This window comes from Bifidobacterium merycicum DSM 6492, from assembly GCF_900129045.1.
Taxonomy (GTDB): Bacteria; Actinomycetota; Actinomycetes; order Actinomycetales; family Bifidobacteriaceae; genus Bifidobacterium; species Bifidobacterium merycicum.
This window is the reverse complement of sequence record NZ_FQTX01000005.1, coordinates 89,745-110,158: the sequence shown is the minus strand read 5'-3', so window position 1 is coordinate 110,158 and position 20,414 is coordinate 89,745. Positions and strand designations below refer to the sequence as shown.

Genomic DNA, 20,414 nt, shown 5'->3' with positions numbered 1-20,414 from the left:
TCCGATTCATAAACCAGCCCACAGCCAGCCCGCAGCCATTCGTCGAATCAGTCAGCGAGCGCCTTGCGTAGAAAATCGCGTTGCAGCAACAGCAGGTTCTCCGCCACGGTTTCGTCGTTGGTCATATGCGTGATGCCGGTGAGCGGCAGGAACGTGTGCTCGCGACCGGCCGCCATCAGCGCCTGACTCAACCGCAGGCTGTGTGCGATGGTGACGTTGTCGTCCGCAAAACCGTGGATAAGCATGAGCGGGCGGGTGAGGCGCAGCGCGTCGGCGATGATGGAGTTGCGTTCGTAGACGGCCGGATCGAGCCCCAGGTAGCGTTCCGTGTAGTGGGTATCGTACAGAGTCCAGTCGGTGGGCGGGGCGCCGGCGCAGGCGGCATGGAACACGTTGGGCGCGTCGAGGACCGCGAGCGCGGAGAGGAATCCGCCGAAGCTCCAGCCGATAATCGCCACCTTGTCAAGGTCGGGCTTGGGGCCGTTCTCCCAATCCAGCTGCGGCAGCGCCTTCACCGCTTCGATCTGGTCGGCGAGCGAGACGCCCTTCATATCCTCAAACATCTCACGATCCCACTTGGGGCCTCGACCGGTGGTGCCGCGACCGTCCGCAGTCAATACGATATAGCCTTGATCGGCCCACCATTGCGCGTCCCAGTAGAAGGATGAACGGAACACGACCTGCTGGAAGCCGGGGCCGCCATACGGTTTGACCAGAACGGGCAGGGTGGCTGCATGCGCGTAGGGGCTGGCTTCGCTTGGCATGGTGATGGCGGCAAGCAGATGATGCTCGCCGGGCAGGGTGGCGAAGCTGGTGTTGGGGAGGAACCCTGGGTCGGCGGCGTTGCTGGTGATCACTGCCGCCACATCCCGAGTGTCCGATTCGGCCGAATCGGTCATCTGAGCAACATTGGATGGCGTAGGGATGTCCTTTTCGGGAGAATCGGACATCTGGGAGTCTTGGGGGGATGTCTGGGTATCCGATTCTCCAGAATCGGACATTTGGGCTGCGGGCAGGTGCGCCACGTGGATCATGCTGGTCGCATTCGTGCCCATCATGCCGCCGCTGACCACTTCGCCGCGCATGCCGCGTGACGCGGTCCATACGCCGGGTTCGCCCACCAGGGGTTGCACGTTGCCGTTGTAGTCGATGCTGACCACATCATGGCATCGGGCGTCATGCAGTTCCGCGGTCTCCTGCCATGCTTCCGGCACGTCGGGCGCGAGCTCCGGATCACGCTGCACCACGCACAGCACGTCGCCATCGGTCACGTCCAGCACGCTGCGCACGTTCCATCCGACCGGGGTGAAGGCTTTGCCGTCCACGGTCAGTCGATTCGTGTTCGCTTCCATGTCGTTCAGCGCGCATACGAGTCGCCCGTCGTCGGTGAGTGCGGGCAGTCCGTCGACGATGTCGATCCACTGGCCGTTCGCATGTTCTTCCAGCAGGTAGGTTGCGCCGTTGTCGTCTACGGCAAGTACCTGATCGTGGTTCTGGCGCCTGTTTTGCACGAGCAGCAGCGGGCAGCGGTTCTTCTGCCATACCACGCGCGCCACGTACTCGTAGGCTTCGCGGTCCCATTCGATTTCGTGGAATGCAACGATGGAGTGACGGCCCTGATCGTCGAAGTCGAGCCGCAGCAGGTCGAGGTGTACGTCGGCGTTGGCGGTCAGTGCGCGCGGGTAGCGGCGTCCGGATGCTGGATTGCCTGGGTTGGCGGGGTCGCTGATGTACCACATCGGTTCGGGCGCGGTGTCGAAGGATTCGACGATGATCTGGCGCGAATCCGGCCCCCACCAGAAGCCGTCGTATCGGTCCATTTCCTCTCCGGCTACGAATTCGGCGAGTCCGACTTTCCAGGTGTTGGCGACTTCGTGCGTGCCGGTTTGCGCACCCTGGTTGTCCGATTCGGCCGAATCAGACAATACGGTATCGTCGTTGTCATCGTCATCGTCCGCTTCGACGCTGGCGGTCAGCAGGGTGACGTTGCCGTCGGCTTCGCCGTTGTCGGCATCCTTCCATTCGCGGATGCTTACCAGTTGCAGTCGTTCGCCGGTGGTGTAGAGCACGTGCTCGCCGTCTGGGCTGATGCGTGGGTTGAGCACGGGTGCGGTGCCGGCTTCGACGCTCAGACGCCCGGCACACAGTTCGCGCACCGAGGCTTTGCCGTCGCCCGCATTGTCTGCGCTATCCGCGCTACATACATTGCCCAGTTCAGCCAGGAACAGGCGGCCGTTCAGTGTGAACACCACGCGTGAACCCGTCTCGTCCACCGAATAGCTGACGATGCCGGAGCCGCCTTCACGCGCACGCTCCCTGCGGGCGCGTTCCTCAGCTGGCACGTTCTCGCTGTCTGCGTTGGAGCCCAGCAGCACACGCGGGTCGGCGATCAGCGTCTCGTGATGCTGACCCGCATCGTCAAACCAGCTCATCCATAGGCTGGTTACGGTGTCTTCCGGCCCATCCGAACGGAGGAACAGGGCGCGCGTACCGTCGCCTATCGCCTGCGCGGAACGCGGGGCGCCGCAGGTGAAACGCAGGGTGCGGGCCTTCAAACGGGGGTATTCGTCAATCGCTTGCTCATTCATAACCCCCACCTTACCTATCAGGTCTCTCCTATCGTGCGAAACACCCGCATTTCCCGAAGAGAAACGGCTATTTTCCGCTCTTTTCGCCAGGTCGGCCACGACTGCCTGTTCTTCCCCGATCCCCGGACTGCCTGCAACGTTTCAAGCATGGAATCCACCGAATCATCGGCAAAAAATCACAATTCCTCAACGTATTGATTAGCACCTGTTGCGCCCATTGCGTACACTGGTGAAAGATATAGAAAGGGATGACTATGAGCGTTCTCGACCGTTTTGAGAAAAGCGTGGAAGGCGCAGTGAATGGAGTGTTCTCGAAGTTCGGCTCCAAAGACCTGCAACCTGTGGACCTATCCAGCGCACTGGAACGTGAGATTGACAACGAGGCCATGCCCGTGGGCCGCGACCGTACAGTCGCCCCGAATGAGTATCGCTTTAAGCTGAGTACACCCGACTTCGACCATATCGAACAGTGGGGCAGCGAAACGCTCGCAGATGAGCTTGCCGATAACCTCACCAATTATGCGCGCAGCCAGCATTATGCATTCGTGGGTCCTGTTGTGGTGATTTTCGAGGAGGATCTCGATCTCGCCAAGGGAAGTTTCAAGCTCACCGCAGCATCCGTGCAGGGCAACGCCGTTCCCGTCACCACTGACGAACAGAGCCAGGATTGCCCGCTGCTGGAGATCAACGGCAGCCAGTACCTGCTCACCAAGGAGAAGACGGTTCTGGGTCGCGGCTCCGGCTGCGACATCGTCATCGACGATCCGGGCATCTCCCGCAAGCATCTGGAAATCGATATCACGCCCAACGGTGTCATCGCCCGCGATCTGGGCTCCACCAACGGTACGTACGTCGAAGGTCATCAGGTTCCCGCCGCCACGCTGCTGGATGGCAATACCATCACCATCGGCCGTACCCGCATCCTTTACTGGGCTTCGTCCCAGGAACAGGAGTGATGCCGTCGGCGTCAAGGCCCTAGTATGACTGAACTTACGTTTGCGCTGCTGAAATACGGTTTCCTGATCCTGTTATGGGTGTTCGCATGGCTCGCCGTGCGATCCCTGCGCAAGGACATCGAATCGTTCAGCCCGCGCCCCTCCCGCTCGCGCCGACGCAGGAAGCGCCGTGCGCATCAGGCGACATCCGCACCCATGCCCAATACCGTGGCGGAGCCGCGGCAATCCAACGCTCCCACCGCCAATGCGCCCGCACAGAACGCCGGGCCGACCCTGCTGGTGATCATCGACGGACCGCTGGCCGGATCCTCCATCCCCTTAAGCGGCGGTGAAATCACCATGGGTCGTTCCGCATCGAACACCGTGGTGCTGGATGACGAGTTCGTCTCCTCGCATCATGCCCGTGTCTACCGTGACCCCGCGTCCGGCCAGTGGGCCATCGAGGATCTGGGGTCCACCAACGGCACCATCGTCAACGACCAGCGTCTCGTCGTGCCGACGATCCTTCCGGCGCGCATGCCCGTGCGCATCGGCGCCACCACGTTTGAACTGAGGTGATGCGCATGATCGACGATCCTCAGCAGACCCTGCCATTGCAGCAGGCGGCACAGGCCGCTCAAACAGCCCAGACGCAAACGGCCCAAGTGCCTCAGCCATCCCATAACCAGCTGTTCCTGTACTCCACCACCGTGTCCGACGTGGGAACGGTGCGTGCGAACAATCAGGATTCCTCATTCGCGGGCGAACATCTCGTGGCCATCTGCGACGGCATGGGCGGCCACGCCGGCGGCGATACGGCATCCACGATCGCCATCCGCTCGCTTGCGCACATCGAACGCGACGATCATGAGAAAGACGTTTCGACGATCGCGACGATGATGGAGACATCCGTGATGGCCGCGCATGACGCCATCGTCGGCAAGGCGCGGCATGAGCGCAAGCTTTCCGGCATGGGCACGACGGTGACCGCCGTCGCGCTGGTGGACGACTACTGGGTTCTGGCGCATATCGGCGACTCCCGCGCGTATCTGCTGCGCGACGGGGCGCTCTGCCAGGTCTCCCAGGACCACAGTTACGTCCAGCATCTGATCAATACGGGCCGTATCACCGAGCAGGAGGCGAAGAACCATCCGCAGCGCAACGTGGTGATGCGCGTGCTCGGCGATTTCGACATCGACCCGCATCCCGACATCGCGGTGCTCAAGGCGCATCCCGCGGACCGTTGGCTGCTCTGCTCGGACGGCTTGTGCGGCGTGCTGGAGAATTCCACCATCGCCGAAACCATGATGTCCATGTCGAATCTCACCGACTGCGCGCAGCATCTGGTGAGCATGGCGTTGCGTGCGGGAAGCACCGACAACGTCACGGCGGTGATCGCGGACGCCACGTTGGCGCTCGACGTGCACGCCTTCGACCTGCCGCATCAGACGCCGCTCGTGGGCGGCGCGGCAAGCTCCAGCCTCGAACCCATCGCCGATATCGTCAACGAATCCGTGGCGGCCGCACCGGCATTGCGCGACGAAGGTTCGCCCGCCCAGCGTGCGGCGGCGCTCATGCAATCCGCCAATCCCCGCAAGGACGATGAGGAGGACAAGCCGAAGCTCGCCCATCCTTCCGCGGCACGCGAGGAGGAGAGCACGCTGTCGACGCCCGATACGGGTGAGATTCCCATCGTGCAGAAGGCGGATGGCGCGTTGTCGTCCGATCCCAACGACCCGCAGGTGGCCAAGGCCATCGAGGTCAAGCAGGAGAAGGACCGCAAGACCGCGCACAAGCACAAGCGCAACGTACGCATCATCGTGCTCATCGCAGTGCTCGCATTGCTGCTCGTCGGCGGCGGCGCCGGCTACGCCACCTACCGTTGGAGCCAGACCCGCTACTATGTGGGCGATGCCGACGGCAAGGTCGCGATTTTCCAAGGCGTTCCCACGAACATCTTCGGTATCAAGCTGTCGCATGAGGTGGAACGCACCTCGTTGAACACCAGCGATCTGCCGCAGACCTGGCGTGACGAGCTCGGCGAGGGCATCACCCGCGACAATATCGAAGAGGCGCGGGCGCACGTCAAGTACCTGCAGAACGAGAACCGCAAGCTGCAGAAATCCAAGGATTCCGACACCACCGGTTCGACCAAGGATTCCTCGTCCTCCTCGAAGAGCACGACGGGTACGAAGAGCACGTCGGACTCGAAGAGCACGACCAAGGATTCGAAGGACACGAAGACCAGTAGTTCCAACGATTCCGGGAAGAGCGAGGACCAGTCATGATAGCGCTTCGTCTTCGTCAGCTTTCGCTGCTGCTGCTCTCCTTCCTCATCTGCGGCGCCGCGTTCTTCCAACTGTTCGCCCGCACCACCGGCACGATCCCCACGGATTACGCGGTCATGCTCGGTCTGGTCGTCGCGCTGTCACTCATCTACTGGACGCTGGTACTGCATTTCCTGCCGTACGCCAGTCAGGTGATCCAGCCATGCGTGCTGCTGTTGACCGGCCTGGGCACGGTGATGATCGCACGCATCGACTACGCACACAACACCGAAGTCGCCATACGTCAGCTGACCTTCATCTGCATCGCGATCGTGCTGTGTTCAATCCTCGTGGTCGCGATGCACGACTACCGCATCCTGCGCCGTTTCTCCTACGTCAGTATGGTGGTGGGCTTGGCGCTGCTGCTCTCCCCCATGCTGCCCGTGATCGGCCAGAACATCAACGGCGCACGCATCTGGATCCGCATCCCCGGTCTCGGCTCGCTGCAGCCGGGCGAATTCGCCAAACTCTTCCTCGCGTTCTTCTTCGCGGCGTACCTGTTCGACCATCGCGACCAGCTCGCGGTCGGAGGCAGGAAGGTTCTGGGCCTGCAACTGCCGCGCATCCGCGATCTCGGCCCGATCATCATCGTATGGATCGCGTCGATGGGCGTGCTCGTGCTGCAGCATGATCTGGGTACCTCGCTCATGTTCTTCGCCATGTTCGTCTCCATGCTGTACGTGGCCACCGGGCGCGCGAGCTGGATTGTGATCGGCGGCATCGCCTTCGCCGTCGGCGCGGTGGCCGCATCGTCGATCTTCAGCCATGTCGGCGCACGTATCGAAGCGTGGCTCCACCCGTTCAGCGACACGTTGTACAACCGTGCCGTGGGCGGTTCCTACCAGATCGTCACCGGCCTGTTCGGCTTGGCGTCCGGCGGCCTGTTCGGCACCGGGCTCGGGCAGGGGCACCCGTATCTCACGCCGTTCGCCAATTCCGATTACATCTACGCCTCGCTCGGCGAGGAGTTCGGGCTGGTCGGCTGCTTCGGCATCCTGCTGCTGTACATCATCATCATCGCCTCCGGTTTCATCACCGCGATGAAGGTCAAGGACGGGTTCGGCAAACTGCTGTCGGCCGGACTGGTGTTCACCATGGCGTTCCAGGTGTTCACCGTGGTCGGCGGCATCACGCTGGTAATCCCGTTGACCGGCCTGACCCTGCCGTATATGGCGGCCGGCGGCTCGTCGATGGTCGCCAACTATCTGCTGGCGACGCTGCTCATCATCATTTCGAACGCCGCGAACAAGCCGGCCCCGGAAACACTGTCCGAAACGTTCCAGCATGAGGCGCTGGCCGCGCTGCGCGACCGCGAGCTGAAGGAACGCGAGGCCGAGCAGGCTTCGAGAAGCGCACGCAGGGCAAGGGGAGGTGCTCAATCATGAACAAGATGCTGCGCCAATTGTTCGTCGCGGTAATCGTATTGTTCACCATCCTGGGGCTTTCCTCGTCGATTATCACCGCGATCCGCGCCAACGAGCTGAATTCCGATCCGCGCAACACGCGCGCGCTGTACCACGAGTACGGCACGCAGCGCGGGTTCATTCTCGCCTCCGACGGCACAATCATGGCTAAATCCGATGCGACGAACGACGCGTTCAAATTCCAACGCTCCTACCCCAACGGCATGCTGTACGCGCCGGTGACCGGCTATTTCTCCATCAGCCAGCGTGCCGACCGCGGCATCGAAGCGTCGCGCAACTCGCTGCTGTCCGGCGAATCCGATTCGCTGTTCTGGCAGCGCATCAAGTCGGTGCTCACCGGTTCGGACACCAAGGGCGCGACCATCGAGACCTCGATCAATTCGAAGCTGCAGAACGTCGCCTATCAGGCTTTGGGCTCGCAGTCCGGAGCGGCCGTGGCCATCGAAGTGAAAACCGGCCGCATCCTGGCCATGGTGTCCACTCCGAGCTACGATCCGAACGAACTGACTTCGCATAACGGCAAGACGTTGAACGAGAACTATGCCCGGCTCACCCAATCCGCGTCCAGCCCGATGGTGAACAACGTAACCAGTCAGCTGTTCCCCCCTGGATCGACGTTCAAAACCGTGGTGGCCGCGGCGGCGCTGGAAAGCGGCAAATACGACACGTCCACCGAGATTCCCGCAGGCGCCAGCTATACGCTGCCCGGCACCGTCACGCAGCTGACCAACGTCGAATGGCAGGCCAATGGCACCAACGGCAAGATCACGCTTGAGGATGCCCTCGCGTATTCCTCCAATACGGCGTTCGCGCAGCTGGGCGTGACCCTCGGCCAGGATGCGATCGCCAAGCAGGCCACCAAGCTCGGATTCGGCAGTTCGATCGTCGTCGACGGCACCAGCTCCACCGGCACCCCGATGAAGGCCACGGCCTCGGTGTTCCCGTCCTCCATGACCGAAGACAAGCTCGCGTTGGCTTCCATCGGCCAGGGTGACGTCACCGAAACGCCGTTGCAGAACGCGATGATCGCCGCCGCCATCGCCAATGGCGGCAAGCTCATGCATCCGACGCTGGTGGATCGCGTGCGCGCCAGCGACCTTTCCATGCTCAGCGAGACGAAATCCTCCGTGATGAGCACCGCATTCAGTTCCAGCACCGCAAGCAAGCTCACCACCATGATGAAGTCGGTGGTCACGAAGGATTCACCGTCGTTGGCCCCCGATGGCATCAGCGTGGCCGCGAAAACCGGTACCGCGCAGATCGGCGTCGGCAACAGTTCCATCGACGGTTGGGTGATGGGCTTCGCGCCCGCGGACGATCCGAAGATCGCGGTCGCAGTGGTGGTGCACAACACGACCGGGTACGGTGTCGAAGCCGCAGGCCCGGTGTTCCGTTCCATGATCCAGGAGGCGATGCAGCAATGAAACTCGTTGAGGGACGACTCATTCACGGCCGATACCGCCTCGATTCCAGACTCGCGCAAGGCGGTATGGGTGAAGTGTGGAAAGGCTGGGATATCCAGCTGAACCGGCCCGTGGCCATCAAGGCGTTGCGTTCCGATCTGACCAGCGGCGAGGCCAAACTGCGCCGTCTGCGTGCGGAAGCGCATAATTCCGCGAATCTTGCGCATCCGAATATCGCCGCGCTGTTCGAATACTACGAGCATGACGGCATCGGCTTCCTCATTATGGAATATGTGCCGTCGAAGTCGCTGGCTGATCTGTACCACGAGTATCCGGGCGGTATGGATCCGTTGCAGCTGCTGCCGATCCTCATCCAGACGGCACGCGGCCTGTTCGTGGCGCACAGCCATGGCGTCGTGCACCGTGACGTGAAGCCGGCGAACATCATGGTTTCGGATAACGGCGACGTCAAGATCACGGATTTCGGCGTGAGCTACTCCACCAATCAGGAGCAGATCACCCAGGACGGCATGGTGGTGGGCACCGCCCAGTACATTTCGCCGGAACAGGCGCAGGGCGAGCAGGCCACGCCGCGATCCGACATCTACTCGCTGGGCGTGGTCGCCTATGAGGGTGTCGCCGGGCACAGGCCGTTCACGGGTGCCACGCCGGTCGACATCGCCGCCGCGCACGTCAACGACACCGTGCCGCCGTTGCCCGACTCCGTCGACTTCCAGTTGCGGGAGTTCATCATGTCGATGCTCGCCAAGGATCCGCGTGATCGTCCCGCCGACGCGCTGGTGGTTTCGCGCACGCTGGCACGCATCGAACGCCGTCTGCTCGACCAGCAGACCGAACTCAACGAGGCGACCATCGTCTCCGGACGCATGCCGCGCAGAATCTCCAGCACACCGCACCTGTCGTTCACACCTCCCGTCTCTTTTACGCATAATCATTGGAAGGAGCAGCAATGAGCAACATGCCCTCTTCTTTGTCCAACGGCCGCTACCAGATCGGTCAACTCATCGGACGCGGAGGCATGGCCGAAGTGCATGTCGGCCTTGACACCCGTCTCGGCCGCACGATCGCCATTAAGATTATGCGCGCCGATCTGGCGAACGATGAGATCTTCCTGACGCGCTTCCGCCGTGAAGCGCATTCCGTCGCCCAGATGAACAACGCGAATATCGTGAACATCTACGATTCCGGCGAGGAGATAGTCACCGACGAGAACGGCCAGTCCGAACGGCTGCCGTACTTGGTGATGGAGTATGTGAAGGGTCAGACCCTGCGTGACATCATCCATGTGAACGGCCCGCTGTCGCAGCGCGACGCCGCGCAGGTGATGCTGGGCATGCTGAGCGCGTTGGAGTATTCGCACCGCATGGGTGTGATCCACCGCGATATCAAGCCCGCGAACATCATGATCTCCGATCAGGGTGCCGTGAAGGTGATGGATTTCGGCATCGCCCGCGCGTTGGATGATTCCGTCGCCACCATGACCCAGTCGCAGGGCGTGGTGGGAACCGCGCAGTACCTCTCCCCCGAGCAGGCCCGCGGCGAGACCGTGGACATGCGTTCCGACCTGTATTCCGCGGGTTGCGTGTTGTATGAGATGCTGACCGGCAAGCCGCCGTTCACCGGTGATTCCGCGGTCGCCATCGCCTACCAGCATGTGTCCGAGGTGGCGACGCCGCCGAGCGCCGTGGTGCCCGGTCTGCCGAAGATGTGGGATTCCATCTGCGCCAAGGCCATGGCCAAGGATCGTCAGAACCGCTATGCCACGGCCACCGAGTTCAAGCAGGATATCCTCACCTTTATGAACGGCGGCGAACCGGTTGCGGCCGCGTTCAACCCACTCACCGATCTGACCAATATGAAGGCGCGCAAGCAGGCCGAGCAGGATGCCGCCACCGCCGCCATGGGCCCGAACGAGACGGGTCAGACGACGCAGGCGTTCAATCCGGTGACCGGCCAGTTCCATCAGGTCCCCGCTTCGAACGTGCTGTCGCAGACCCGTGCGGCGCAGCGTGCGCAGGCCGCCAAAGCCAAGCGCAGGAAGCAGATCATCATCGGCTCGGTGATCGGCGTGATCGTGCTGCTGTGCGTGATTGCCGGCGCGTGGTTCCTGCTGAATCCAAGCAAGTCGAAGACGGAGCAGATGGTCACCGTACCGACCATCACCTCGTCCATGACCAAGGATCGCGCGGAAGCCGCCATCGAAGCGGCCGGATTCGAGTTCAAGGCCATGACGGACAACGATTCGACCGAACCCGCGGGCACGTTCACCAAGCAGGATCCGGCCGGCGGCGTGAAGGCCAAGAAGGGTTCCGTGGTCAAGGTGTGGTTCTCCGCCGGACCGCAGAACGCGCAGATCCCCGACGTGAAGGGCATGTCGCAGAGCGAGGCGAGGACCAAGCTCGAAGCCGCCGGTTTCAAGGTGCAGACGAGCGTGAATTCGGAGGACAGCGCCACGGTCGACAAGGATAGGGTCACCCGTACCGACCCGGCCGCCGGTACCTCGCAGCCCAAGGGCACGTCGATTCTGATGTTCGTCTCCTCCGGCATGACCAAGGTGCCGGACGGTCTGGCCGGCCAGACCAAGGATGCCGTCATCAAGTCCCTGCAGGATCTGCAGTTCAGCATCGTCACCGAGGAAACGTATTCGGATTCGGTGGCCGAGGGCATGGTTGTCAGCACGAACCCCGCTTCCGGCACGTCCGTGGCGCAGCGTTCCACGATCACCATCACGGTGTCCAAGGGCAAGGAGCCCACGCCACAGGTCACGGTGCCCGATGTGACCGGGCAGTCGTTCGCGAGCGCCAAGCAGGTGCTGGAATCGTTGGGCTTCACGGTGAAGCAGCAGGGTTCCACGGGCGAGAACGATAAGGTGATCAGCCAGAATCCCGCCGGCGGTAATGCCGATAAGGGCGCGATCATCACGCTGACCACGCAGGATTCCGCCTCTTCCGGCGGCAGCGGCGGCAGCGGCGGCAGCGGCGGCGCCACGAGCAGCAGCGGTAACGGTTCGTCCGATAATCACTGATGCCGGGCGGTTCACGCGGACCGCTCAAGCCCGGATTATCCCGGCATTCCCAAAACCGGTTGCCGCCCGTTCTTTCGCGAAAGAACGGGCGGCAACCGGTTTTTCCATGTCTATGCCGTCAACGGCCGCGTACGGTGCCTTTACGGCACGTTGCAAAAGCGCGCGGGCCCGCTTGGGGATCCGTATGCCACGGATCTGCTTGGCAGGCTGTCGGCTAGCAGGCTATCGGCTAGTAGGCTGTCGGCTACTTGTTGACGCGCGGTTTGAGTCCGGCCGCGTTGGCCACGGCGGTGGTCTGCCCGCATACGGCCAGCCAGTTCGCCAGCAGACGGTACCCGCCTTCGGTCATCACCGATTCGGGGTGGAACTGCACGGCGTACATCGGCTTGCCTTTCACGCGGATGCCCTGCACGATGTGGTCGCCTTGCGTCCAGGCGGTCACTTCCAACGTGTCCGGCACGGAATCCGGTTCCACGGCCAGCGAATGGTAGCGGGTGGCGGTCATCGGGTTCGCGACGCCTGCGAAGATCTCATCGTCCACGTGTTCCACGGGGCTGGTTTTGCCGTGCATGATGGTCGGCGCATGGTCGACGGTGCATCCGTACACTTCGGCGAGCGCTTGCAGTCCGAGGCAGACGCCGAACATCGGCTTGTTCTGTTCGGCGCATAGGCGGATCATGTCTTCGCTGGCGCCCGATTCGGCGGGGGCTCCCGGTCCGGGGCTGATGAGCACGCCGTCGTAGCCGTCGGTGACGGTCGGGTCGCTTGGATCGATGGCGTCGTTGCGTACCACGTCCACGGTGGCGCCGAGCGTTTCCAAGTAGCCGACGATGGTGTAGACGAAGGAATCGTAGTTGTCGATGACAAGGATGTGTGCGGAATCGGTCATGGTGTCTCCTTTGGAAAACTGTGTTGGCCGCCGGCTGTGGTTTGCCGGGCCGGTGGCGCGGGGTTGGGTCGGTTCGCTAGTTCAGGGCGACGTAGTTGCTCATCTGCTGCATGATGGGGATGTGGGACGCGGCCCAGGGGAATCCCCATTCGAACAATGCCGCTGCGGCGGCGAACAGCAGCAGGGCCGTCAGCAGGAGCCTGATCGGCAGTACGCCCGGCTGGAGGCGCATCAGCGTGCCGTAGAGGCTTGCGTCCGGCTTCGGTCGTTCGCCTTGCCTGATGGCATGCAGCGCGGGCCATCGCCAGGCCACTGCGGCCGCGATGAAGAAGATGAGCCAGGCGAGGAGCGCGCCGCGCACGTATGGCGCGAGGGAGCCGAGCCTTGCCACCGGGGAGAGGTATGCGGTTGATTTGGCGGCGAATTTCACGTTGCCGTCGTTGCCGGTGGTGGCGAGTTCCTGTGGCATGCCGTCGGCGACCTTCGCCCAGTATTTCAGTTCGCCCCATACGATCCATCGGCTGGTCGGCGTACTGTATTTCGGTTCGCATGTGGTCAGGGTGATCATGCGTGTTGTTGCGGCGGCTCCCAGGTGTTCGGGGTTCGCGGCGATGACTTCGGTGTCTTTGGGCGACACGATTTTGTGTTTGGTGTAGGTGTATACGTACCAGTAGTCCTGCGAGCGCACGATGATCGGGTCGCCGGTCTGGAGCTTGTCCACGTCTCCCAGCGGCTGGCCGTAGCCGTTGCGGTGCCCTGCCACGGCGAAGTTGCCTACCTGCCCGGGCATCTGCGTGTCCGTGTAGTGGCCGAGTCCGTGCCGGGCCAGTTGTGCGGCGTCGGTGCCTTCTACGATATTGCGTTCCCAGTTCTGGCCGAATCGCGGGATGTAGATCTGCGCGACGAGATCACCGTAATTGGCGCTTTCGGGTTGTACCGGGGCGTCACCCTGCTGCGCCTGCGCGATTGTCGTGCTGCCGTTGGCCGCCGGATCGGACCAGCTCACCTGATCGCGGGTCTGTGCCTGTATGCGTTCGGCTTGCACGCCCGTCCACCACATCTGCCATGCGATGTACAGGGCGCACACCACCGCGAGGGTGATCAGGATTTCCGCCACGATGCCCATGAGTTGACGCATCGGGCTGGTGCGCTGCTGTGTTTGAGCTCCATGCTTCACTGCTCGGTATCTCCCTTGGTTGAATCGGCCCCTGCCGATTCCGAGTCGGATTCCTGCCCGCTGCCGGTGACCTTCGCGTATTTCAATGGCTGCAGCAGTTTCGCGCATTGGTCGAAATGCAGGTCTTTCTTCCGTTCCACTTTCCAGCCCAGGCCGAAGGCGCTGACGTACTGCTTGTAAATCGCGATGGTGGGTGACGCGTCCAATGCCTGGATGAGGTCATCCGGGTCGCCGATGGCGGAGATGGTGAACGGGGGCGAGTATTTCTTGCCGTGCAACGAGATGACATTGCCCGAGCACATCACCGCCGAATTAAACAGCACGCGCTGGTCCATCACCTGCATGTATTCGGCGTCGCCTTCCCAAAGGGCGTTGATCACCGCTTCGATGTCCTGCTGGTGGATCACGTATTTGTCGATGTCGACCGATGAGCCGGAGGAATCCACCGCCTGCTTCCACATCGGCGAATCGTTCAGCGTGACGCTCACGCCGGGTCCTTCCACCGCCGGCATCACGGTGCTGGCGTCGCCGCCGTCGTCCTTATTGCTGGGCTGGTTGTCGTCGGTCGACAGTTTGGTCATGGTGTTCACGTCGTTGCTGAGCGAGTTCACTTCCTTCTGCAGGGTGTTGACCTGATTGACGCGCTGTTCGACCAGTCCGGCGGTGTCGGAGGAGACGGTGGAGGTGCGGTTCACGCGCAGGTTGGTGACGAACAGATACCCGGTGAGGGCCACGACGACGAGCACCGCGACACTGCCCACCATGGAGCGCCGAACGCCGTGCTTCGTGCTGTGCCTGCTCATTCATCGACCTTTCGACGTCAACCGGATTCCCCGCATACACCTTTTGAGATATAAGGCAAGCCTTATTCGCTGCTTTCGAGTGTAACCACTATGATAACTTCTAGCCTACTTGAATGGAGACAATACTGATGGCTGACGAAGAACTGAAAGCAAACGGTGCGGAGGAGCAGAAGGACCTGCAATCCGAGACCGATCAGACCGCTCTCATCGACGACGCCGCCGACGAAGACAGAGCATCCGACGACAACTACGGTGTTGACATGGATCAGGTCGAGGCTGTGCTGAACGCCACTGCCGACAAGAGCATGATGACCCCGCAGATGCAGCGCATGATGGCGCGTCAGGCGGAGAGCACGAAGCGCGTGGAGGAGTCCATCAAGGGCACCAAGTCGAATCCGCGCTGGTTCGTCCCCCTGTTCTGCGCATTGATGCTGATCGGCCTGATCTGGGTCGTCGCCTACTACCTGACCGGCAAGTTCCCGATTCCCGCGATCGGCGTGTGGAATCTGGTGGTCGGTTTCGTCATCATTCTGATCGGATTCCTGATGACCATGTGGTGGCGGTGATTTCCACTCCACGTTATCCACATTATCCACAAAGGCCTGAAGCGTTGAGTTTCAGGCCTTTTGCGTATTTTCACACCGAGTTATCCACAGGTTATCCACCGTTTACCCACCGCTTATCCACCATTTCGACGTAGTTACCCACACTGAAAACCCACTTACCCACAGGTTATCCACACTCTTTTCCACACTCGGTGGAAAACTACACGCGTGTGATTACGTAGATGTCGTTTCCTTGCTTTTCCGGGGTTTATTGCGGTTATCCACCGTCCCAATCCGGCACTTCGGCATCGTACGCCGCACAAAAGGCCTGTGGATAACTTGCCGTCCGGCGGATAAGCGGGATGTGGATATATCCCGGTGGATAACCATACGGTAGCTAAGCGTACGGTGGATAAGCGCACGACGGACAAGCGCACATCGCCCTACCGGCGATACGACGGGGCGCCCCGACCTACACTCGGTCGGAGCGCCCCAAACGGTCAGTCGCATCTATATCCAGCTTCTACGCTCAGCGCCCATGCTCAGAAGTGCGGTGCGCACAGCAGGATGACGGCGACCAGTACGACTACGATCGCGCCGCCGTAGATGGCCATGCGTTGCGTCAACGAACGACCCCGCAACGTGGGAATACCGCTCGTCAACAGCATCGCCAGCACGCCGCCCGCGATGAAGCCGCCCACATGCGCCTGCCAGGCGATACCGCTTATCACGAACGGCATGGCGAAGTTCACCGTCATCCACACCAGCATCGAACGGATATCCTCCCCCACACGGCGGAACACCACCAGTACGGCCGCGAACAGACCGAACAAGGCTCCGGAAGCACCGTAGGCGGCCAGAGACCAGTCGGAGGCCAACCTGGCCCATACCATCAGCCCAGCGGCCCCGCCAAGGCCGGAAATCAGGTACAGGGCGAGGAAGCGCCAATGCCCCAGCATGCGTTCGAGCATCGGTCCGACCGACCACAAGGTCAGCATGTTGAACAGGATGTGCAGCACGTTGGGCGCGTGCAGGAACATGGAGGTCAGCCACGTCCACGGGCGCTGCACCATGACCACGGGAACGGCCATGCCCCAGTTCACGATCGCGGAGAACACCGTGGGCATGAAGGCGCATGTGACGATCTCCACCAGCCATACGGCCACGCATGCGATGATGATCGAAGTGGTGATCACCGGGCCGCCGGCGTTCCAGGCGTACCGGATCTCGCGTTTGTTGGGAATCTTGAAATACATGCCCTTATGGTATCCGCCGCTTTGCCCAAGCATGGAGGGATATGCGGATGAGGCGCTTGATCGGCATACGGCTCGGGGGACTCGTGGGAATGACACGGTTGACGCGGTTGGCGCAGGTTCCGGCGCGTTCCACCCAATCGTCACAAAATTCGGCTTATCATAGTGAGTAGAGTTGGTTTGAATGGGCAGGCCAACGAGAAACCTCGGAAAGGAGCCGTCATGGAGAAGAATTCTTCGAACGGTTGGAAGTTCTTTGCGATTCTGTTCGGCGCACTGCTCGCCGCCGTTGTGGGTCTGTATGTCTACAAGCAGCAGAATCCCGATTATGATCCGTGGGAGGAACCTTGGGAGAACAGCTCCTCCCCCGTGGACCTCGGACTCGATAAGGCCGCGGACGACGAGGCTGAGGCGGATGAGGCCAGCGAGGCCGTAACCGCAGCGGAAGCCGCCTGATTCATCGTCACGGTAGACCGTCAGTCGCGCATCATGCCGGTGCGCGACTTTGTTATGCGCTCGGCACGGTCCGCCGATCACGATTCGACGGCGGGTGGACGTGCGGAAACTGATACACTGAAGGCATAAGTCACTGCGAATCCGGGGGCGGCCATATGGCCGCCCCTTTTCCGTTGCCGAAAGCCCCGGAAATCCAAGCCCCGCGCCCGGAAAATTCCCCAGAAACAACGAAAAGAGGGAGACAACCCTAAGGTTGTCTCCCTCTCCACGTCTAGCCGGCCGGGCGAAATCCCACCCGGCGCTCAAGTAATGACGCGTGTGTCCGCAAGGCGCGGAAAGCGAAGGCGCACGAAGGTACGTCGAGCTTTCAGCAACGCCGCGGACACTCCGTCATTACTTGAGCGGACCGGTCTTCCAGATGCGCTCCAAATAATCCTCGATCGAACGATCGGAGCTGAAGTAACCGGAGTTCGCGACGTTGAGGACGGCCATGCGGCTCCACTTCATCGGATCGCGGTAGGTTTCCTCGATCTGGGCCTGGATGTCCATGTACGCACGGAAGTCGGCGAGCGTCATGAAGTAATCCTTGTTCAGCCAGTCGGTGACGAGGTCCTTGTAGGTGTCCTTGTCGCCGTCGGAGAAGGTGCCGTCGGCAACCATGTCGATGGCGGCCTTGAGCTGCGGGTCCTTCTCGTAGTATTCGCGGGACAGGCCCTTGGTGTCGTAACCCTTGGCGTACAGGGCGGAGACTTCCGGCTCGGTCATGCCGAACAGGAAGAAGTTCTCGGCGCCGACGCGCTCACGGATCTCGACGTTGGCGCCGTCCAGGGTGCCGACGGTCAGGGCGCCGTTGAGGGCGAACTTCATGTTGCCGGTGCCGGAGGCTTCCTTGCCGGCCTGGGAGATCTGCTCGTCGAGGTCGGTGGCCGGGATGAGGTTCTGGGCCAGTTCGATGTTGTAGTTCCACGGGAAGTAGACGTTCAGCTTGCCCTTGACGTCCGGGTCGTTGTTGATGACGCGGGCGACGTTGTTGATGAGCTGGATGGTCTGCTTGGCCAGGTAGTAGCCCGGGGCGGCCTTGGCGCCGAACACGATGGTGCGCGGCATGATGTCGTCGGCGGAGACCTTGCCGGACTTGATGTCGGCGTAGTCGGCGATGACGGACAGGATCTTCAGGGCCTGACGCTTGTACTCGTGCAGACGCTTGACCATGGTGTTGATCATGGTGTTCGGGTCGATGTCGAAGCCGTACTTGCGCTTGGCGAAGTTGGAGAAGTCGACCTTGTTGGCCTGCTTGACGGCGGCGAACTTCTTGACGAACTCGTCGTCTTCGGCCAGCGGGACGAGGCCCTGCAGCAGTTCGAGGTCGGACAGCCACTTGTCGGTGCCGAGGCCTTCGGTGATGAGGTCGGACAGGCGCGGGTTGGCGAGCTTGATGAAGCGACGCGGGGTCACGCCGTTGGTCACGTTGGTGAACTTGTCCGGGTACACGTCGGAGAAGTTCTTCAGGGTGACGTCCTTGAGCAGCTGGGAGTGCAGCTCGGCCACGCCGTTGACGTGGGAGCCGCCGTAGGTGGCCAGGTAGGCCATGCGCACGGCGTCACCGGTGTAGATGGCCATGTCCTTGGCGGTGTCGTCGGCAACGCCCTTGGCCTTGAGCTCGGCCGCGAACTGGTCCTGGATCTTCTCGATGATTTCGAGGTGACGCGGCAGCAGTTCGCCGATGAGCTTGGACGGCCAGACTTCCAGAGCTTCCGGAAGCAGGGTGTGGCAGGTGTAGTTGAAGGTGTGACGGGTGATATCCCAAGCGGTGTCCCAGTCGTAGTCGTATTCGTCCATGAGGACGCGCATGAGCTCCGGGATGCCAATGACCGGGTGGGTGTCGTTCAGCTGGAAGTTGATCTTGTTCGGGAAGGTGGTCAGATCCGGCTTGTCCTGGCCCGGGTAGAAGACGCGGATGGCGTCGTGGATGGAGGCGGACACGAAGAAGTACTGCTGCTCAAGACGCAGAGCCTTGCCCTGCGGGGTGGAGTCTTCCGGGTACAGGATCTTGGAGATGTTCTCGGCTTCGACCTGCGGCTTGACGGCGTCGAGGTACTCGGACTTGTTGAAGGTGAGCAGGTCGAACTCGTCGTAGCTCTTGGCGGTCCACAGACGCAGGGTGTTCACACGGCCGGAGGCGTAGCCCGGGACCATGTAGTCGACCGGGACGGCGCGCACGGACCAAGCCGGCTTCCAGACCTTCTTGCCGTTCTCTTCGACGACTTCGCCGCCGAAGGAGACCTTCTGGTCGCGGTTGTAGTCGATGTGACCCCACGGCTCTTCGTTGGCCAGCCAGTAATCCGGGGTTTCGATCTGCTTGCCGTTCTCGTCGAAGGCCTGCTTGAAGATGCCGTACTTGTACTGGATGCCGTAGCCGAAGGCCGGCACGCCAAGGGAGGCGAGGGAGTCGATGAAGCAGGCGGCCAGACGACCCAGACCACCGTTGCCGAGGCCCGGCTCGTATTCGGCGTCGATGACTTCCTGGGCATCGAAGCCGAGGTTCTTCACTGCCGCGTTGAACTGCTCGGTGAGACCGGCGTTGAGCAGCGCGTTCTCCAGCTGCTTGCCCATGAGGAATTCGGCGGAGAGGTAGCCGACGGCCTTGGTGTTGCCGTTGACCATGTCGGCCTGGGTCTTCGTCCAGGAATCCACGAGATGGCGACGCACGGCGGTGGCGGCGGCGACATACACGTCCGCAGGCTTGGCCTGCTCTACAGTGACGCCTTGGGTGTACTTGAGTTGCTCGCGAATCTCATCAGCGAACTGTTCAGCCGTGACGGGAGATTTCGGTGCAGTGATCTCGGCCATTTGCTCTGACTTTCTCTATCAATAGGTTGTACGGAACAATCATATGTGCACGGCATAACGTGAGCCAACTACTTGACTCGCTTGGACGCTCGTTTGTCCGCGGGGACAATCGTCGTCCTTCAACGTCATGCATACGTTGTCATAGACACCATACCACACCCCCTCACTTTACGCCACGTGAACGCGAACAAATATGACAACGTGAGCACATAACTAGGCAAATCAATGCAATGAGACCGATAAGCACGACCGCTCGGGAAGCCGGGAAACGACCCCGTCCGACCGCGCAAGGACGGGGATGGGGCACAATGGATGCCATGCCAGTGATTTTGGACAAAGATCTGACGCGCGGCCGCTCAGCATTCGAGCAGTGGAAGGAAGCCGCACGCATGGAACACGACCCACGCACCGCCGACCCGGCGCTCCCCCGACCCGTCAAGGCCATGGCCGTCCGCTTCTCGCTCCACCTGCTGGAGCAGAAGGCACCCGGCCCCGGCGTCGAGGTGCGCGTGGCACCATGGGGCGCCGTCAAGATATTGGACGGCCCCGCATCCGACCCGCACAACCTCACTCCCCCGGACGTCATCGAACTCGACCCGGACGTCTGGCTGCGCCTCGCCTCCGGCATCACCAGCTGGGCCGAGGAGAAGGAAGCCGGGCACATCACCGCCGTCGGCGAGCGCGACGACCTGAGCGATCTACTGCCGTTGTACTGAAA

The 20,414-nt window shown here is 61.8% G+C and carries 16 protein-coding genes; 10 read left to right on the top strand and 6 right to left on the bottom strand.

Features of this window, described 5'->3' with window-relative positions:
- Positions 1-47: 47 nt before the first annotated feature.
- A complete protein-coding gene (locus BUB29_RS07885) occupies positions 48-2,588 on the bottom strand; it encodes a S9 family peptidase (RefSeq protein WP_033522483.1) in 2,541 nt (846 codons plus the stop codon).
- Positions 2,589-2,842: 254 nt separating this feature from the next.
- Here BUB29_RS07885 and BUB29_RS07880 point away from each other — a divergent pair, with 254 nt between their 5' ends.
- From BUB29_RS07880 to pknB, 7 genes are all read left to right on the top strand, one after another.
- A complete protein-coding gene (locus BUB29_RS07880; protein WP_033522481.1) occupies positions 2,843-3,544 on the top strand; it encodes an FhaA domain-containing protein in 702 nt (233 codons plus the stop codon).
- 24 nt (positions 3,545-3,568) lie between these two features.
- Positions 3,569-4,102: an FHA domain-containing protein FhaB/FipA gene (locus BUB29_RS07875; protein ID WP_033522479.1), complete on the top strand. Its 534-nt coding sequence runs from the start codon at positions 3,569-3,571 to the stop codon at positions 4,100-4,102.
- Positions 4,103-4,188: 86 nt separating this feature from the next.
- Positions 4,189-5,811 carry a PP2C family protein-serine/threonine phosphatase gene (locus BUB29_RS07870; protein WP_033522758.1) on the top strand — a complete coding sequence of 541 codons (1,623 nt, stop codon included), beginning with the start codon at positions 4,189-4,191 and terminating at the stop codon, positions 5,809-5,811.
- Positions 5,808-7,235 (top strand): FtsW/RodA/SpoVE family cell cycle protein, encoded by a 1,428-nt coding sequence (locus BUB29_RS07865; protein ID WP_033522476.1) that lies wholly within the window; start codon positions 5,808-5,810, stop codon positions 7,233-7,235. The genes BUB29_RS07870 and BUB29_RS07865 overlap by 4 nt, the downstream gene beginning before the upstream one ends.
- Entirely contained in the window at positions 7,232-8,698 is a 1,467-nt protein-coding gene (locus tag BUB29_RS07860; protein ID WP_033522474.1) for a peptidoglycan D,D-transpeptidase FtsI family protein, read from the top strand. Before BUB29_RS07865 ends, BUB29_RS07860 begins: the two co-directional genes overlap by 4 nt.
- Complete coding sequence (locus tag BUB29_RS07855) at positions 8,695-9,651, top strand: serine/threonine-protein kinase (RefSeq protein ID WP_033522472.1); 957 nt, start codon at positions 8,695-8,697, stop codon at positions 9,649-9,651. The genes BUB29_RS07860 and BUB29_RS07855 overlap by 4 nt, the downstream gene beginning before the upstream one ends.
- On the top strand, positions 9,648-11,723 hold the full coding sequence (gene pknB, locus BUB29_RS07850) for a Stk1 family PASTA domain-containing Ser/Thr kinase (protein WP_073117622.1): 2,076 nt from the start codon (positions 9,648-9,650) through the stop codon (positions 11,721-11,723). The genes BUB29_RS07855 and pknB overlap by 4 nt, the downstream gene beginning before the upstream one ends.
- Positions 11,724-11,967: 244 nt before the next feature.
- Here the strand turns inward: pknB and BUB29_RS07845 are convergent, their stop codons facing one another.
- The 3 genes from BUB29_RS07845 to BUB29_RS07835 form a co-directional block, all read right to left on the bottom strand.
- Positions 11,968-12,612: an anthranilate synthase component II gene (locus BUB29_RS07845; RefSeq protein WP_033522470.1), complete on the bottom strand. Its 645-nt coding sequence runs from the start codon at positions 12,610-12,612 to the stop codon at positions 11,968-11,970.
- A gap of 76 nt (positions 12,613-12,688) precedes the next feature.
- Positions 12,689-13,750, bottom strand: a complete 1,062-nt coding sequence (locus BUB29_RS07840) for a class E sortase (RefSeq protein WP_051915232.1) — start codon at positions 13,748-13,750, stop codon at positions 12,689-12,691.
- Positions 13,751-13,785: 35 nt separating this feature from the next.
- A complete protein-coding gene (locus BUB29_RS07835; RefSeq protein ID WP_033522466.1) occupies positions 13,786-14,592 on the bottom strand; it encodes a DUF881 domain-containing protein in 807 nt (268 codons plus the stop codon).
- Between the two features lie 128 nt (positions 14,593-14,720).
- On the opposite strand from BUB29_RS07835, the gene crgA reads away from it, so the two are divergent.
- The gene (gene crgA, locus BUB29_RS07830; RefSeq protein WP_033522464.1) at positions 14,721-15,158 is read left to right on the top strand and encodes a cell division protein CrgA; all 438 of its coding nucleotides are present in this window, start codon (positions 14,721-14,723) and stop codon (positions 15,156-15,158) included.
- A gap of 521 nt (positions 15,159-15,679) precedes the next feature.
- Here the strand turns inward: crgA and BUB29_RS07825 are convergent.
- Positions 15,680-16,426 (bottom strand): rhomboid family intramembrane serine protease, encoded by a 747-nt coding sequence (locus tag BUB29_RS07825; protein WP_234945713.1) that lies wholly within the window; start codon positions 16,424-16,426, stop codon positions 15,680-15,682.
- A 186-nt stretch (positions 16,427-16,612) separates the two neighbouring features.
- Between BUB29_RS07825 and BUB29_RS07820 the strand changes: the two genes are divergently transcribed.
- Entirely contained in the window at positions 16,613-16,846 is a 234-nt protein-coding gene (locus tag BUB29_RS07820; RefSeq protein ID WP_033522462.1) for a hypothetical protein, read from the top strand.
- Between the two features lie 393 nt (positions 16,847-17,239).
- Here BUB29_RS07820 and BUB29_RS07815 read toward each other — a convergent pair whose 3' ends face one another.
- Positions 17,240-19,696 (bottom strand): glycogen/starch/alpha-glucan phosphorylase, encoded by a 2,457-nt coding sequence (locus BUB29_RS07815; RefSeq protein WP_033522460.1) that lies wholly within the window; start codon positions 19,694-19,696, stop codon positions 17,240-17,242.
- Positions 19,697-20,013: 317 nt separating this feature from the next.
- Between BUB29_RS07815 and BUB29_RS07810 the strand changes: the two genes are divergently transcribed.
- Positions 20,014-20,412: a sterol carrier family protein gene (locus BUB29_RS07810; RefSeq protein ID WP_033522755.1), complete on the top strand. Its 399-nt coding sequence runs from the start codon at positions 20,014-20,016 to the stop codon at positions 20,410-20,412.
- The last annotated feature ends 2 nt before the right edge of the window (positions 20,413-20,414 follow it).

Coding starts and splice junctions, on each gene's coding strand:
- BUB29_RS07885 (WP_033522483.1), bottom strand. CDS start 2,588: ATGAATGAGCAAGCGATTGACGAATACCCCCGTTTGAAGGCCCGCACC.
- BUB29_RS07880 (WP_033522481.1), top strand. CDS start 2,843: ATGAGCGTTCTCGACCGTTTTGAGAAAAGCGTGGAAGGCGCAGTGAAT.
- BUB29_RS07875 (WP_033522479.1), top strand. CDS start 3,569: ATGACTGAACTTACGTTTGCGCTGCTGAAATACGGTTTCCTGATCCTG.
- BUB29_RS07865 (WP_033522476.1), top strand. CDS start 5,808: ATGATAGCGCTTCGTCTTCGTCAGCTTTCGCTGCTGCTGCTCTCCTTC.
- BUB29_RS07860 (WP_033522474.1), top strand. CDS start 7,232: ATGAACAAGATGCTGCGCCAATTGTTCGTCGCGGTAATCGTATTGTTC.
- BUB29_RS07855 (WP_033522472.1), top strand. CDS start 8,695: ATGAAACTCGTTGAGGGACGACTCATTCACGGCCGATACCGCCTCGAT.
- pknB (WP_073117622.1), top strand. CDS start 9,648: ATGAGCAACATGCCCTCTTCTTTGTCCAACGGCCGCTACCAGATCGGT.
- BUB29_RS07845 (WP_033522470.1), bottom strand. CDS start 12,612: ATGACCGATTCCGCACACATCCTTGTCATCGACAACTACGATTCCTTC.
- BUB29_RS07840 (WP_051915232.1), bottom strand. CDS start 13,750: ATGCGTCAACTCATGGGCATCGTGGCGGAAATCCTGATCACCCTCGCG.
- BUB29_RS07835 (WP_033522466.1), bottom strand. CDS start 14,592: ATGAGCAGGCACAGCACGAAGCACGGCGTTCGGCGCTCCATGGTGGGC.
- crgA (WP_033522464.1), top strand. CDS start 14,721: ATGGCTGACGAAGAACTGAAAGCAAACGGTGCGGAGGAGCAGAAGGAC.
- BUB29_RS07825 (WP_234945713.1), bottom strand. CDS start 16,426: ATGCTTGGGCAAAGCGGCGGATACCATAAGGGCATGTATTTCAAGATT.
- BUB29_RS07820 (WP_033522462.1), top strand. CDS start 16,613: ATGGAGAAGAATTCTTCGAACGGTTGGAAGTTCTTTGCGATTCTGTTC.
- BUB29_RS07815 (WP_033522460.1), bottom strand. CDS start 19,696: ATGGCCGAGATCACTGCACCGAAATCTCCCGTCACGGCTGAACAGTTC.
- BUB29_RS07810 (WP_033522755.1), top strand. CDS start 20,014: ATGCCAGTGATTTTGGACAAAGATCTGACGCGCGGCCGCTCAGCATTC.